Origin of the sequence: Xanthomonas rydalmerensis (assembly GCF_033170385.1) — a bacterium.
Classification (GTDB): domain Bacteria; phylum Pseudomonadota; class Gammaproteobacteria; order Xanthomonadales; family Xanthomonadaceae; genus Xanthomonas_A; species Xanthomonas_A rydalmerensis.
Map to the genome: position 1 here is coordinate 3,267,118 of NZ_CP126170.1, position 16,474 is coordinate 3,283,591.

Below are 16,474 nucleotides of genomic sequence, written 5' to 3' on the forward strand. Positions count from 1 at the left end.
CGTAGGGGAGGCAGCCAAGCGAGAGCACAGCCGACATCCATGACAGGCAGCGTAATAAAATACCAAAATAAATATAAACTATTTTCACATCATTTTAAAATAAATATCAATTCTTGTTCATTTTCTTCAACAACATACCACAAGCAACCAGAAGCAAAAAACCAATAGCTGTCGCAGCATTCATTAAAAATAAATCAAGCCAACTTAAAAATACAACATAGCCATGCTGGCTATATTCATAAACCTTGCCAATCGAGTCATTTGCAACCATAGGACTACTTGAAATTATCACTTGAACAACATAAGGCCTGACAAAAAAAATCATAGCCATCCCAGAAAGAAAGCTCGGGATTACTAATACTCTTGCAAACCCATTCTTCATTAATCACCAAACCTATAAATTTGCGTTTCAGTATGCATTGCAGTACCTCCCGCTCCGGCTCCAAGCCCCACAGAAAGTGAGCCGCTATAAATAGTCGGCGAACCTGGAGAAGCATCCGACACTCCCCCTCCTAGCGAAGCATGGCCCAACATACCTCCACCTACATTCGCAGAAGTTCCACCTCCTGCCAGCTGATTAATTGTACTAGCATTAGACCAAGTAACAACCACGCTCAGGTTGGCATCTTCAGATGGTCCCGCTCCATAAGCTGCCGTGGAGTAAGTCCCTACTCCACCATTTGTATCAGCAGCAAATCCTACACCCGCCTCGGTAGCCGCCAAGGCTGAGACAGAGGCATGAATTCCCACTTGCAAAACACCATTTGGAACGCTGACTACATAAGGAAAACCCTTTGCCTTAAGCGGGCTAACGCTTGAACCTTTTGGAACAACGGAAAATCTGGATTGAGCCGCATTGGCTGCCGGCCCTGATGGCGCAACTTTAACTGCCAGCAAATCAACAATCTTAGGACAACGCAAGTAGTCACCGCATCCGTACGGATCACGCCCATCGGGATCACTAAAGAGATAAGGATTACCGAACGCGTACACGTAGCGATTAAAGTGACGGAAATCACTTTTCTGCGGAGCAACGGGATCAACCGACAAAAAAAGCCCGATTGCCGGATCATAGTATCGCTGCTGCATATACGTCAGACCTGTAGCCGCGTCCATGACGTGACCCGTATAGCCAGGCCCATCCATCACCGGCTGACTTACTACACTCCCGTAAGGCTCGTACTCTCTGCGCTCTAAGACGTTACGATCCTTGTCCGTCACCAACACAACAGACCCCAATCCATCCGTATGGATATAGCGGACTGTCTGCGCCGAGACGCCAAAGGCGACGAACAATGAAAGAGCGACCGTAGCCATCAGGCGCAGTGCCGCACGAATCCCCTGGAAATTTGACATCACTCGTCCTTGCGAGTTGGAACCATCGATGCGCGATGTAGAATCTACTTTCTGAATAGAAGTTAGATCATCAGCGCTTCCCCTACCAATATTACGGTGCAACTTATATAACGAAATCTAAGGTGCAGACTCCACCAGAGCACGCTTACTTGTAATTTTAAAAAAAAACCATCATCAGGCGAGTAACGCCCTACCTGGCTGGCCGGCATGAAAACGCAGGATTTTTGTTTCCTGAAGTGGCCTTACATTCCACTGCTCTGACTGCAGCCAGAGCCTCTTCGGATTCCGGCTGAATCCAGAGCGATGAAAATAAATTAACAAAATCTGTCGGACCCTCGCATCCTGACAGCCAACGCTGCCGCGCACCATAAAACTTTAGTTCTGCACGAACCTTATCGCAATTACCTTAACGCGACCTCCGAAGAGGCATACCCCCGGATCAACCACGAGCCCAACATCCATATTTTTCGTATACGCGGTCAACGCCATCGCGATGAGCTCTTGATACGACGGATGATTTTTATCGATTGCCAAATCATTCAGTGCTGCAGAACATCCAGGCGGGCCGTCAATGGACATATGGATCGCCACACCCTCTCCATACCATCCGTTTTCCACATACGTGATTTTAGCCGACGGCATCACTTGCACGGCCCACGCTTCCTGACAAAAACACAGGACTAGGATCAGCGACAGCAGGCTCATCATTCTAATTTTCATTAAAAAACCCTCTTACTCAATACATCATTAAGTTCATAACCACCCAAAGATCACCTTTAGATAGCTACGCTCATATGCTTAATTGATCGACAAGAACTAATCGTTCAATAGCATTTGATACAGCAACGGCACAATATCCACCGCGGGCCGCTGGTCATGCGTCACGTTCGAAGCCGCGGTGCAGTTATCGTCCGCTGTGCACGCAGTCACGCGATAAGAATACGTGCCTGCCGGCCTAGCCAACGAAGTCCAGCTCCCCTGGCTGCCGTCGTACACTGCAGTCCAGGTAACGCCATCCACGCTCTCTTCCAACACATAGCGGGTCGCACCGGAGACCGGGTTCCAGTTCACGTAGTCCTTGACCGATGCAAGCTGGCCCAGTGGCCAGTCGGCTTCGGCCACCAGGCTGCCGCCCAGCAGGATGTAGTCGGTGGACTTGGACTGGCGCTGGTTCTTCTGGAAACGTAATGCACCGGACTGGTCGTACAGCGAGCCGATGTTGCCTGCGCTCTGCAGCGCCAAAGTGCGACGGCCGTTGCCGTCGTAACGATACGTCTCCTTGCCGGTCGCCTGGCGCAGGCGGTTGCCATAGTCAAATACGAGGACCTGGCCATTCTTGTTGCCGAGGTTGCCCTGCGGGTCGTAGCTCATGCCGATGACAGTGCTGCCGCCGCAACTCCCGGTCTTGACGTTGGTGAGCTGCCAGTTGCTGTCGTAGCAGTAATAGTGATCACGGCCCGGCGCGGCGACGTGAGTCAGGTTGTCGAGCACGTCGTAGCTGTAGCTCGCAGGCGTGGAACCGAACATCGCCGACTTGGTGGAAATCAAGCGATCCAAGCCGTCGTAAGTCATGTCGCGGTTACCACGACCACCGCGACCGGTGGCGCCGTCACTGATCGCAGCAACGTTGCCGTTCGCGTCGTAGTCGTAGCCGTCGCTGAGGAACGCAGTGTCGCCGTAGGCATCGCGGCTGGTATCCGGCAATTGACGCGCGTTCTGCGTCATAGTGTGGACGATGCCGTTGCCGTAGGTGAACTGCTTGATCGCACCATTCGGGTAATAGCTCACGCCCATGGCGTAGCTACCGGCCTGGGTGGGCTGCCCCAGGGCATTGGGCGCATAGTCCACTGTCTGCCCAGACGGATAACGATGCGCGGCCAGGTTACCATTGGCATCGTAGGCATAGCCCAGCGCCCAGGTCTCTCCATCGGCCTGGCCCTGGCTTTCGGCGATCAACAGGCGGCGCTTGTTGTAGGCGTAGCTGTTGTAGGTGGCGACGCCGTTGTTGGTGGTCGTGATCTGCTTGACCGCCCCATCCGGCCAATAGGTCCAAGCCTGGTTGCCGTTGCCATCCGGGAAGCTCAGCGTCTTAATGCGATTGCGCACGTCATAGCTGCGATCGACCCGGCGCCCGGAAGCAAATGCTGAATCTGCGTCGCACGACGTGGTGCTGGGCAGCGACAGGCCAGCCGCACTCCAGACCAAGTTACCGGCGGCGTCATAGCCATTGGCGGTGGCGCCGGTTTCCGGTTCCACCGTCTTGCACAGCTGCTGATAGCTGTCGTAGACATAGCTGCGCGTCATCGACACGGTGCCGTTGCCGTCGTGGCGACGGATGAACAGCGGCTTGCCAAACAAGTCTCGACTGATATCCGTGTTGGCACCTTCCGGATGCTGGATCCAGACCGGGTTTGTGTAATCGGGCTTGTCAAAGACTTGGTAACCGGTCACCGTCTGATTGCCGCGCGGATCGGTAACGCGGGTTTGATTACCTGCCAAATACTCTGTCAAAGTGGTCAGCGCCCCACCCTGTTCGATGTTCTGGGAAACCGAGGTCTTGCGCCCCAGTGCATCGTAATTGGTCCAGGTTCCGGTAGTCAGTGCGTCGCTGGTCCCGCGGTACGAGGCGAATGTGGTGCGACCGTCTTGATCGTAGGCGAACCTATGGAGCCGCTGGGTAGCTGCTTCGTTGCCGGCATCGAACTCGCGCGTCAGCAGCGGCTGCCACAATGCGTCGAAGTAGGTCACCTTGCGCCCGTTGCCGGTGGCAACAGTCTGTCGCCAGTGCCCCGCGGCCAGCCCATACTCAGTGACGTTGATCTGCTCGAATGCCTGCGTGGTAGAAGCCCAGGCCACGGTGTCGTTGGCGGGATAGGCGATGCTCGCCAGTCGACCCATCGCGTCATAGCCATAGTTGGTGGTGTAGCCGTTCTCGTCGGTGGTCGCGGTGATCCAGCCGCTGTCGTTGACCGTGGCGGAGTCGGTTGTGCCGTCCGGATAACGGATCGATTGCGGAACGCCGCGCTTCCAACTGGACACGGTAGTCGTGCTGTTGTTGCCATCCTTGACCGTCGCCAGCGTGCCATCGCCGTTATAGCCCAAGGTCAGGCGCAGCTTGCCGAACGACCAGCGCTGGGACGGCATCGCGTTGGTGTCGTAGCTGGTCTGGGACTCCACCAGCCCGGTATCGGTGTTGATGCTCCTGGCGCGCTGCCCGATGATCCACTTACCCAGGTCGTCGTAGTACTCGGTCGCATCCGTGCGCGAATGCCAGGGGCTTGAGCGTGTGACGCTGAGCGTACGTGCAAACGCATCAAAGCCATTGGCAGTCCAGGTATAGGTCGTTCCGTCCTGCTGCACGGTCTTGCTGCGCAGCGGGCGCAGCACGTTGGTCAACGGATTGGGAATCCCGAGCAGCGACTTACCCATTTCGGCCGGGAACGGCTGAGAGGCAACGTCACCATCGGCGAAGTAGGTATTAGTAGTCTTTGAAACCGTATTTCCGCTGGCGTCCAGTACGGTGGTGCTCAAAAGACGGCCGTCGTTGAGACCGTACATGAAGCCGAACTCGTAGGAAGTCGCGGTGCCGTCAGGATTGACGACTTTGACGATCTTGCTTGGAACGCATGTCGGGCACGGATCGGTCGCTTGACCCGACGTGTAGAAATTGTTGGAACGCGGGGCATCCGCCCAATAGTTCCAAACCTGTTGTGGCAGGCCAGGACCGGTGATGGTCTTCGACCCCAGTGCATAGTTATCGAGGTAGCCAGGCACGTATGGGGTTGGCGTTGGCTTCCCAACGTAGTCGCAGGGGTGGATCGGGGTGTGGGTGCGATACTGCCTCGTGTACGTGAAAGCAAACAATCCGACAGCACCCGAAGGATGGTTGATCTGCAGGGATACGGCGCCGTTCATCGCGTCCGGCTCTGAGATGCATTTTTTGGGGCCGCCACCAGCCGGCGGCTCACGCGTGGGCAGCATGTTGCCGCTAGCGATGCTGTAGATCCACTGCGATCCATCCGGCTGGGTCACGGTCTTCAGGCGATAAGCGCCCTGCTGCGACGGGTAGGCAGTGCTGAATTCGTAGCCATACGTCCAGGTCTGGCCACTGGCCTGGATGCTGCTGATCAAATCGCCGTTGTAACTGAGCGCGATCGATCGACCATCGCTTGCTTGGATCGAGGAAAGCTTGTCGCCCGAGTAGCTGTACGTCACCCAGTTGCCGAAGCGATCCTCGATGCGACTGGCCATCAGCGCAATACGCGCCCGAGCAACTACGCTCCCGAACTGGGGCACAGAGTAAGGTTTGATCGGAGTCGCAATGGCATAGTCGAAGTAGTACTTTACCCCCGACGGGGAGATGGCGAGAAACCCCTCCCCTGCGTAGTTGCTGACATTGGTCAGGCAGCCCAAGCGCCATCCATCCCTGGTGATCCAGGGACGAGTTGCGCCGTCGGTGGGGCGCGGCGTCTTGGCTTGATTGTCGACGAGAAGTTCCTGCTCGCCAGCGCCGGGCACATGCAGGTAATAGCCATGCCAAACGTCATCGGCAGTACCGGCATAGGTGATGCCGTTGACCGTCATCGCCGCGTCGGGCCGACTCGGTATTGAGCAGCGCGCGGTAGGCGAACTGCTGGTCGTCACCCATCCCCTCTCAGCCGAAAATTCACCGTATACACGCGGCGTATCGATTTCCCAGTCACCAAACCCTTTAGCCACATATTCCTGGCGCCGATTCATGACTTTGAACTCGCGCCCGATCGCGACCGGCAATGCATTGTTGCCAGGTACATCTACATCTGTAGCACGGAAGCTAACGCTGCGGTCGTACAAACTAATGTTCTCGCCGAAGATGTCACCTTTCAGCGGGCCGACTACTTGCGATGCTTTGATCTTCTTTTCGTATTCCTCGTAGGGTGTTACGTCGTTAGACGCGTGCGCACGCGTGCCCAGGCATAGCAACACCATGCCGATCAACAGCCTTGCCTTGAACATCGCTTGCCTCTTTCCTTCCAGCCCGTTGCCGGCCGAATTCCACGAACGAACGCGATGCTCAAAGGAAGTATCGCGATGACGAGATTGCAAAAAAAATGAAACAAACCGCTCGCGCGAAGCACGAGTGGGGTCGACTGAAGGAAATCCCCTAAAGGTCAGATGACCTCGCCGAATTATCGGATCATTTCAGGGATAGCTGTCAAGAAAATTTTCAGATGTCCGATGAGCGGCGTCGCCTCTTACAGAGGTGAAAGCCGCCAAGCTGCCGACTGAGCAAATCTTGAGTAGCCAGTCATCGCACTGCTTCAAGCTTGGGCGCTGCATGCTTGCCACTTGGCCAGTAAGCGGATGAAATCGACAATTAAGGCCTAACTCCTAGCGTTCTCACAAACAACGTCCGGGCGAAAATCCGAGGCGTCCCAGCGCCGACTTTTCTCGATGACCGCCAACACCACTTCGACACTATCCCTGGACCAGGCCACCGCCCTGGTCGAGCGCATCCTGTCCCACGCCGGTTTCAGCCCAGCCCATGTACACGCCCTCACCAACACCATCGTTGCCGGCGAACGCGACGGCTGCGCCTCGCACGGGCTGTACCGGACGCTGGGTTGCGTGGCGACGCTGCGCAACGGCAAGGTGCTGGGCGACGCAGAGCCGGTCGTGCACGACCATGCGCCCAGCATCGTCCGGGTCGATGCGTGCGGCGGGTTCTCGTTGCTGGCGTTCGAGCGCGGCCTGCCGTTGTTGATCGAAAAGGCGCGCGGCAATGGCCTGGCGGCGCTGGCGATCAACCATTGCGTTCACTTCTCCGCGCTATGGCCAGAGGTGGAACGGCTCACCGAGGCCGGTCTGGTCGCGCTGATCTGCAACCCCAGCCATGCCTGGGTCACGCCGGCCGGCGGTCGCACGCCGCTGCTGGGCACCAATCCGTTGGCGTTCGGCTGGCCACGCGTGGACGCGCCACCCTTCGTGTTCGATTTCGCCACCAGCGCGGTGGCACGCGGCGAGATCGAGCTGCGCCGCCGCGCCGGCCAGCCGATTCCCGAAGGCTGGGGCGTGGATGCGACAGGCGCGCCGACCACCGACCCGGCCGCGGTCGCCGACGGCGGCGCGATGCTGACCTTCGGCGGACACAAGGGCTCGGCGCTGTCGGTAATGATCGAACTGATCGCCGGCCCCTTGATCGGCGACCTCACCAGCGCCGAATCGCTGGCCCACGACGCCGGTGCCGGCGCGGCGCCCTACCACGGCGAACTGATCCTGGCACTGGATCCGGCGCGCTTCCTCGGCGCCGACCGTGCGACGCATCTGGCCCGCGCGGAAGCTTTCTTTGCCGCCTACGAGGCCACCGGGGCGCGCCTGCCGTCGCAACGCCGCTACCAGGCGCGGGCACGCAGCCGCAGCGAAGGTGTGCGGATTCCACAGGCCTTACATCAGGATCTGCTGGCCTTGCTCGATTGAGGGGCGCCGCTAATAGCCCGCTTTGCCGTAGCTCAGCGGGACATGGCGTCGTCGTGTAGGAGCGGCTTCAGCCGCGACGCGGCGTTACCGGTGATGCCTGTCGCGGCTGAAGCCGCTCCTACGAGTGGCCTTCCGTCATCGCTAGGTACGCGGCGCAATCGTGCGATGCGCCGCGCCAGATGCGGCAGCCAACCCGCAATCCGCACGCCGTGACGGCTCGACGCCACCGGTGCGGAAGCGCACCGGCCGAGCGCACCGCGGCGGGCTCCACCCGCCACGGCACCGGCACCCTGCTCGCCTGTGCAAACAGCATTCGGCTCAGAACTTCACGGTCGCGCGCGCCCAGTAGTAGCGGCCAAGCAGATCGTAGGTGGCCACGTCGGTGTTGGCGTTGGTGACGTTGTTGGCGTAGTACAGCGGCGGCTGGCGGTCGGCCAGGTTGTCCACGCCCACTTCGAAGCGCGTGTTCCACGGCTTGACCTGATAGCCCACCTGCACGCTGTGGTAAACGTAGGCACCGATGTCGCGGACCACGGCGGGCTGATCGGCGTCAGCCGACAGGCTCTGCCGCGTGTCGGCGCTGCCGATCTCGGTGCGGCCGATGTAGCGGACGCGCCACGACGCGCTCCAGTCGCCCAGGTTCCAGTTCAGCGTGCCCAGCGCGCGCCAGCGCGGGAAGTTGCCGTAGGCGTAGGTGTACTTGCCGGCGTTGTGGATGGTGACGGTGCTGGGGTCGGTGGTGTCGGGGTTGATGTCGTAGCGGATCACGTAGGTGCCGTTGAGGCCGGCGCTGAAGCTGCCCCAGGCGGTGTCGGGCAGGCGGTAGTTGAGGCTGAAGTCCGCGCCGCTGGCCCACAGCTTGCCCAGGTTCACGGTGGGCTCGGCGATGTAGTTGACGGTGCCGTTGTCGTTGCGGTGGATCAGCGCGCAGAACGCGCTGGCGTCGTTGGCATAGCACTGGTTGAGCACCGTCTGCGCCGAGACCTGGGTGATGGTGTCCTTGAGGTTGATCTTCCACAGGTCCGCGCTCATCGACAGGCCCTCGACCCAACCCGGGTCGTAGACCACGCCGAAGTCGTAGGACATGCCGGTCTCCGGCTTGAGCTGGTAGCCGGCCACGGCCGCGCCGGAGGCCTTGGCGCCGACCTGGTTGTCGGCCTGCTGGTAGCTGCCGTCGGTGGGCACGTTGGCGCAGGCCGCGGCATGGCCGCCGGTGTAGCCGTTGCACGGGTCGGTGACCGACGGCGAGTCGCCGGCCACGCCCGCATACAGTTCGTTGATGTTGGGCGCGCGGAACACCTGCGAGGCGGTGCCGCGCAGCAACAGGTTCTCGATCGGGCGGTACTCCAGCGAGACCTTGCTGTTGGTCTTGCTGCCGACGGTGTCGTAGTCGGAGAAGCGGGTGCCCACGGTCAGGTTGAGCGAGTGCACGCCGGGCAGCCCCGCCAGCAGCGGGAACAGCGCTTCGGCATAGGCTTCCTTGACGCTGAAGCTGCCGCCGAGCACCGACGCGCAGTACTCCAGCACCCCACACATGCCGTTCTCGTCGCCGGTCCACAGCGGATCGGCGGCGGTACTGGTGCTTTCCTTGCGGTAGGACACGCCGGCGGCCAGGCTGACGGTACCGGCCGGCAGCGCGAACAGCTCGCCGTTGGCATTGGCCTCGAACTGCTTGACCGTGTAGACGTTGGTGACGATCGGGTTGACCACCAGCGCCTCAAGCGCGGCCTTGTTGCTGGCGGCGTTGAGGTTGAACACGTCGATCGGGGTGCAGCCGGCGATCACCGCGCCGGCGCTGCCGCACTTGACCGTGCCGTCGGCGGCGAGGAACGACGGCCCCACCGCGGCGTTGAAGCCGGCGTAGTCGAGGAAGCCCTGGTTGATCGACTTCTGCTTGACCTTGCCGTAGTTGAGGCTGGCATCCCACTGCCAGGAACTGTCGCCGAAGCTGCCGCGCAGACCCGGATTGATCTGGAAATTGTAGGTGTCGTACTGGTATTGCCGGTTGCCGAGCACCGTGGCGCGCGTGTTGAAGTTGTTGTACGAGGTGCCGGTGCTGCGGTCGGTGCCGAAGTTGACCCCGAACGGGTTGTAGTAGCTTGCGGAGGAGACCAGGAAGTTGTCGCCGTTGGCGAAGATCGGGATCGGCGCGATGATCGAGGACGAGGTGGTCTTGCTGAAGTAGGTGTTGACGTAGCCTTCCAGATGGTCGTTGAAACGGTAGCTGCCGAGCACGAAGGCGTTGGTGCGTTCCTGCGGGGTCTGCAGCAGGTTGTAGGGCTGGTAGTTGTAGGAATCGGTCGAGGCGACGTAGCAGTGGTACTGGCTGGCGTTGGTCGGGCTGCTGCTGCCGCCGTTGAAGGTGACCCGCGAACAGCCGTTGCTCGCCGCCAGCGCCTTGGCCGCGGCCGAGCCGTCGTTGAAGCTGATGCTGCCGGTCGGGGTGGCCGAGGAGCCCTGCTTCACCCCGACGCCGTCGATCAGCGACAGCGCATCCTTGGAATAGGCGCGCTCGCCGGCCGAGACCGGATCGATGTCGTGGTAGGACAGGCCGGCGACGATGCTGCCGCGCTCGCTGGTCTTGCCGGCGGTCAGCGAGAAGTTGCGGCGGTTGCCGTCGCTGCGCGAGCTGGTGCCGAAGTCGGCGCTGGCCTCGATGCCGTCGAAGCCCTTGCGCAGGATGAAATTGACCACGCCACCGATCGCGTCCGAGCCGTACACCGCCGAGGCGCCGTCGCTGAGCACTTCCACCCGCTCGATCATGGTCGCCGGGATCGCGTTGACGTCGTTGCTGGCCAGGCGCGTGCCGTTGACCAGGACCAGGGTGCGCTTGTCGCCGAGGCCGCGCAGCGAGATCACCGAGGCGCCGGTGCCGCCGCCGTTGTTGGTGTTCGGATTGGTGGCGTTGCCGGCGATCGACGGCAGCTCCTGCACCAGATCGCCGAGCGTGGCCTTGCCGGTGGCCTCGATCTGCGCGCGGCTGATGGTCACGACCGGGTTGGCGGTCTCGGTGTCGACGCGGCGCAGGCGCGAGCCGGTGACCACGATGCTGTCCAGGGTCTGGGGAGCGCTGTCGGCGCTCGCCTCCTGCGCCTGCGCCGTCCCCGCGCTGCCCAGCGACAAGGCGGTGGCGACCGCCAGCGCCAGCGGCGTCGCGGCATGACGGAAGGAGGGGCGTGGCGGCGAAAACGACATGGGCGAGCTCCAGGAGTGATGACGAGACGGGACAGTGAGAAACGCAGGCCGAACGACGCCATGCCGGCGCCATGCCGACGGACGGACCTGCTGGACGGTGGCGCCTGCGCGGCGCCTGCGATGGCATGCCTGCGCCCGGCCTTGACGGCCTGGCGCACCGCGGGGATGGCGATGTCCTGCGCGCACGGCCGGTGCGCGGCTCCCCGCTACTGCGATGACGTCCGACGACGACGGCGGCGCTCCGGTGGCGCGCGCCGGCGCCACGGCCGGTACGACGATGCGATCAGAATTTCATCACGCGGTCACACTGTGCCGTGGATGCATGCCCGCGTCTTGTCGCGATTCGCGGTTTCACGTGCGGAATCATGCATGGTCGGGTGCGAGTCGGCGCCTGTGCGCGACGGCCGTGCTGCGGCATGGCGCCGTGTCGCGCAGACGCCGCCACGACAGGCACACGCTGCAATCGGTCGCACGAGGCGATGCCGATGTTCGTGCCGGGCCGCATCACACCGGAATCAGCCAGCCGCCGAACAGCGGGCCGGCGGTGTCGCCGTGCTGCGGCTCGATGCGCACGGTCAGCGGCTGCGCGTCGCGGGTCAAGGCCGGCGGCAGCGGGTAGTCGCGGTCGACGAAATCGATCACCTGGCCGCGCTCCACCGCCACTTCCACGGCCAGCTTTCCGTTGACCAGGATGTTGAAGCGGCCCTTATCGCTGCCCCAGAAGCGCAGGCGCAGCGCCAGCGGCTGCGCGCTGCCACGCATGCGGAACTCGACGAAGCCCTTGCCGCGCACGTCGCGGCACTGCTGGCGGCGGTAGGCGCCGCCGAAGGACGTGTCGCTGCGCAACTGGTGGGCCTGCTCGGAGGCTTCGTCGCCGAACTGGATCATGTCCACCGCGGTCGCACGCAGGCTGTCCTGCTCGGCCTGGCGGCGCGCCCGTCGCTGCGCTTCCTGCGCCCATTGGGCCGGACCCATGCGCTTGAAGTACAGCGCGCTGCGCCGCTCGTACTGCGCATAGAACGGCACGAAGGTCAGGCCAGTCGGCTGCGTGCTGCTGGCCAGGAAATGGCCGGGTTGCGGCAGCTCGGCGAAGCCGCGCAGCGGATCGGCCGCGGCCACCAGCGCCGGGTCCGGCGCGTCGTAGGGCGTGCTCACCGGGCCCAGGTCGGCGGCCAGCGCCAGCGGCCCGCGCATCACCACCACCGTGTCCGCATCGCCGGCCGCGTGCTCCAGCCGCAGCGGTGTGGCCAGGTCCAGGTCGATGACGTCGCCGGCGCGCCAGTCGCGCTCCAGCGTCAGGTAGCCGTCGGCCAGCGCCGCGCGTGCGGGCTTGCCGTTGACGCGCAGGGTGTAGCGGCCCTGGCACCAGGCCGGCACCCGCAACAGCAGCCGCCGCGGCGCGCGTGCGCCGGCGCGCAGCATCTGCAGGCGCACCTTGCCGTTGTCGGGCACGCCGCTGTCCAGTTCCAGCGCTAGGTCGCGCTCGCTCCAGTCCAGCCGCGAGGGGATGTAGAGATTCACGTACAGCGACGTGGCGTCCTGCCAATAGATCGCATCGCCGAACTGCGCATGCGCTTCCATGCCGCTGCCGACGCAGCACCAGAACGAATCGAACTTGTCGGAGAAACCGCGTTCGCCGCCGCTGATCATCGGCGTCATGTAGGTGAACATGCCGGTGGCCGGATGCTGCGCGGCCATGGTGTGGTTGTGCAGCGTGCGCTCGTAGTAGTCGAAGTAGCGCGCCTGCGGCGTCCACTGATACAGGTGCCGGGTCAGCTTGAGCATGTTGTAGCTGTTGCAGTGCTCGCAGGTCTGCTCGGTGAGGAACGCGGCGATGGTGTCCGGCTCCTGGAAATACTCGCGGTCGGCGTTGCCGCCGATCACGTAGCTGTAGTGCGCGGTCACCGTCTCCCAGAAGAAGCGCGCCGCCGCGGCCGCATCGGCGTCGCCGGCGACCTCGAACTGGCGCGCCTCGCCGATGAACTTGGGCACCTGGGTGTTGGCGTGGATGTGCGGCAGCGCGTCGCGCCCGGCCGCGGCCGGGTCGATCACCTTCTCGTGGCGCAGGCGCTTGCCGATGGCGATCCAGCGCGCATCGCCGGTACGCGCGCCCAGCTCGATGTAGGACTCGTTGAGGCCGCCGAACTCGGTGTCCAGCAGGGTCTGCATCTGCGCATGGTCGAGCGCGTCGAACACCCCGCCCAGATAGCCGGCCAGCGGCAGCAGCACCTGCAGCGCTTGTGCGTTGCCGGCCAGTTCGTGCGCGTCGAGCAAGCCGGCGAACAGTTTGTGCACCGTGTACAGCGGCGACCAGCTGCCGTTGAGATTGAACTTGCTGCCCTTGATGACGCCGCGGCGCACTTCCTCGAACACCACCTTGCCGCTGTCGATGGCGCCTTTGTCGTTCTTGCGGGTGAGCCCGCCGACGTAACCGTCCGCGTCCTTGGCCTGCGCGCGCGCCAGTTCGGCGACGATGTAGTCGATGCGCTCGCGCAGCACGGGATCGCGCGTCTGCGCATGCATCTTCGCCAGCGCGCTGAGGTAGTGGCCCAGCGTGTGGCCGGCAATGGTGTCGCCCTCCCAGCCGCCGTAGACCGCGCCCTTCGGCGGCAGGCCGGCGTTCTGCAGGAAGTTGTGCAGCAGACGGTCCGGCTCCAGTTCCAGCAGGTAGCGACGGTTGGTCTGCAGCGAATCCAGGAACAGCGACGGCTTCAGCGTGACCTGCTGCAAGGGCAGCGCCTGCACCCGCCCGGGCGTGGACGCGGCGGCGTCGAGCGGGAAGCGCAGCATCCCGGCCGCCACCGCCAGCGCGCTCCACTGCAGGAAGCGGCGCCGCGAGGGATCCAGTGCGGCGCCGGCCGCCTCCCCGGTGACATGCGCGCACGCGGCGCCATGCCGATGCATGCCCTGCCCGCTCATGGCCGGCTTCCCGCGTGCGACGCGGCATGCGGGAAAGAAACGCATCGAGGCATGGACTGCTCCTGTGTGAGATGTCGGGACGCCGACTCCGCAGGGCAACGACCAGCGGATCCATGGCCACTGTGTCATCCGGGTGACAGCGCGTCTTGTCCCCACTGATGCGTGCAGATGCGGATTTCTGCCGAATCGCCGCTTCGGCCGGCCGCAGGCGACCAAGCACTGCGCACGCCGCAGGCGAACGCGGCCGACACACCAGTGCCCTGCGTCTCATGAGCCACCTACACGACACGTCGCGTCATGCAGCCATCAGGAAAACTGCGACGGTGTCGCGGCGAATGCACAGGCATCCGCCGCGACGCCGCCGGCCAGTCATTGCCGGTCGATCAGCGTGGCCGCGCCGTGACCTCTGGCACCGCGTCGGTCAGGTCGGCGCCATAGTCGGGATTGGTCACCGTGTCCGCATCCACGTAACCGTAGAACACGCCCTTGCTCGCCGAAGCGCCGCGCTGCTCGACGTCGCCACGCATCTGCGCGGCGCCGGACAGCGTGAACCCACCGAATGCCCCTGCCGGCTTGAACACCGTCTGCAGCTGGGCGCGATCCTTGATCGTCACTCCGTCTTGCAGCACGCTCAAGCCGCCGACCACGGCGCCGTCCTGCACCTGCCCGCCCAGGATCGTCGCGTGATCCTCGATCCGCGCATCGCCCAGCACCTTGCCGCCAAGCACCCGCGCCTGCGGGCCGACATAGGCCGTCGACGCGACATACGCATGCTGCGCGACCCAGCCACCGCCGTTGGGGTGGCGACTGCCGACGCGCGTCGGGGTCGGCGCACCGGGCTGGCCGCCTGACGGATAGGCGTTCTCCAAGGTGACGCGCCACGGATAGCGGTAGACCGAATAGTAGGACTGATCCCACTTGATCTTCTGCATCTTGCTCGGCGTACCCATGACCACCAGATACAGGTCGCTGTCATCGCTGCGCACCTGGAACGACAGCGCGGCATCGGCGCCACGCTGCAATGCGCTGTAGCGCGGCTTGCCGTTCGCATCGATCGCGACCAGGCCCCAGCGCCAATCCGAGTCCGGCACGCCGATCGTCTCGGGATCGTTCGCCAGCCCCGGCAACGTGTCGACCGCCGATCGCTGCTGCACGTTGCCATGGAACTTCACCACGACCGCATCCGCCCCCTCGGCGGGAACCAGCCGGACCAGGTTGTACCCCCAACGCTGCGGCGCCCAGTCGAACGGTACCTGGTAGCCGCCGGCCTGGCCCTGCACCGGATCCAGTTGGGTCAGGCGCAATGCACGATCGCGATTGGTCTCGTCGGATGGGTTTTCCGGATCGAACGCGGTATTGCTGCCGTATTGCTGGCGCATCACGGCGCCATGGTCGCGACCATCGGGGTCGATGTAGTCCCACTGCACGTTGTGCATGGCCCAGTCGCCGAACACGTCGTTGAGCTGCGACTGGCTCCAGCCCATGTTGTCGCGGAGGATCGTGAACGGGTCGGCATCGGCCTGGCCGGCATCGCCGGCCTTGGGCGCCTTGCTCCACAGATCGTTGACGATCGCGTAGCCGAAGCGATCCTTGAGGTACTCCATGAACTGCCAGTTGCAGTAGCGGTCGCGCGTCGAGCCAAGGTAGAGATGCGGGTAGTTCACCAGCATTTCCGAGCATTGCACATCGTCGTGGAAATACTGATGCGCCATCCAGTTGGCATGGGATTCCCAGATCCAGCCCACGTACGGCGAGTCACGCAAGCCGCCGGTACTGCCCTGCAACCCATGGGTGAGTTCATGCGCCAGGCCCCAGTGATATCCCAACTGATCCGGATTGATCCACATGCCCATGCCGCCGCTGGCGGAGGTACCGCCGTTCAGGGCGAAGTCGTGGTCCAGGTAGACGCTGACCTTGTACTTCTTTCCCGTATTGCAGTAAGGCTCGGGAAACCCGACGCGCCCCATGTAGTCATCCCAGATCAACTCCAGTTCCTTGGCTGCCGAGGTCACGTCGTCCTGCGAAACGGTTTGTCCGTCCTTCCAGCGGAAAGCGAAGTGTCGGGTTTCGTAGCGGACCGCCGGCATGTCGGTGTCGTCGGGATTGGCGATCCATTGGCCGGCGGTGCAGACGGCCGCAGCCGCCGCATGCGCATGCTGCGCAGCCAGCACCAGAATGGCCGACAGGCACACCGTGGAGACCATACGCATGAATCGAGAAGCAGCAATTTTCACGGCTCTAAACTCCTCTTGTCCGACGACATTGGATGGATAGGACGATCGACGCGCGATCCGCCGCAACAGCTCCGGTGATGGATGCATGCCGCCACCCCGACGGCATGCCGGTACAAGAACGCTTCCGGCGGAACCCCGACAACATCCGGCGCGTCAGCCACGCGCGCATCGGCGACGCGTCGCCAGACTAGTCCAGTAAAACGCAATGCACCCGACGGTTCTCTTCATGGAATCGGGATAATTCCGCACAGAGTCCGAAAATCAAACGATCGTCACGACAGGAACATGATGCGGCCGGCAACCGGCCGAGGTCA

8 protein-coding genes are annotated in these 16,474 nt (G+C 62.7%); 1 reads left to right on the top strand and 7 read right to left on the bottom strand.

The features are described from left to right. Positions 1–106: 106 nt before the first annotated feature. The 4 genes from QN245_RS13735 to QN245_RS13750 all read right to left on the bottom strand — a co-directional run bounded on the left by QN245_RS13735 (position 107) and on the right by QN245_RS13750 (position 6,351). The gene (locus QN245_RS13735) at positions 107–382 is read right to left on the bottom strand and encodes a hypothetical protein (RefSeq protein WP_317843437.1); all 276 of its coding nucleotides are present in this window, start codon (positions 380–382) and stop codon (positions 107–109) included. After that, positions 382–1,356: an RHS repeat domain-containing protein gene (locus QN245_RS13740; protein WP_317843438.1), complete on the bottom strand. Its 975-nt coding sequence runs from the start codon at positions 1,354–1,356 to the stop codon at positions 382–384. The genes QN245_RS13735 and QN245_RS13740 overlap by 1 nt, the downstream gene beginning before the upstream one ends. Positions 1,357–1,731: 375 nt before the next feature. Further along, the gene (locus QN245_RS13745) at positions 1,732–2,064 is read right to left on the bottom strand and encodes a hypothetical protein (RefSeq protein ID WP_317843439.1); all 333 of its coding nucleotides are present in this window, start codon (positions 2,062–2,064) and stop codon (positions 1,732–1,734) included. A 108-nt stretch (positions 2,065–2,172) separates the two neighbouring features. Next, positions 2,173–6,351: an RHS repeat domain-containing protein gene (locus QN245_RS13750; RefSeq protein ID WP_317843440.1), complete on the bottom strand. Its 4,179-nt coding sequence runs from the start codon at positions 6,349–6,351 to the stop codon at positions 2,173–2,175. A 438-nt stretch (positions 6,352–6,789) separates the two neighbouring features. Here QN245_RS13750 and QN245_RS13755 point away from each other — a divergent pair, with 438 nt between their 5' ends. Further along, on the top strand, positions 6,790–7,812 hold the full coding sequence (locus QN245_RS13755) for an Ldh family oxidoreductase (protein WP_317843441.1): 1,023 nt from the start codon (positions 6,790–6,792) through the stop codon (positions 7,810–7,812). Positions 7,813–8,130: 318 nt separating this feature from the next. On the opposite strand, the gene QN245_RS13760 is transcribed toward QN245_RS13755, so the two are convergent. From QN245_RS13760 to QN245_RS13770, 3 genes are all read right to left on the bottom strand, one after another. Then, positions 8,131–11,007, bottom strand: a complete 2,877-nt coding sequence (locus QN245_RS13760) for a TonB-dependent receptor (protein WP_167087562.1) — start codon at positions 11,005–11,007, stop codon at positions 8,131–8,133. A gap of 504 nt (positions 11,008–11,511) precedes the next feature. Beyond that, positions 11,512–13,926, bottom strand: coding sequence for a beta-L-arabinofuranosidase domain-containing protein (locus QN245_RS13765; RefSeq protein WP_317843442.1), 2,415 nt, complete (start codon positions 13,924–13,926; stop codon positions 11,512–11,514). Between the two features lie 383 nt (positions 13,927–14,309). Beyond that, a complete protein-coding gene (locus QN245_RS13770) occupies positions 14,310–16,136 on the bottom strand; it encodes an Svx/AvrXca family virulence/avirulence protein (RefSeq protein WP_317843443.1) in 1,827 nt (608 codons plus the stop codon). Positions 16,137–16,474 lie beyond the last annotated feature (338 nt).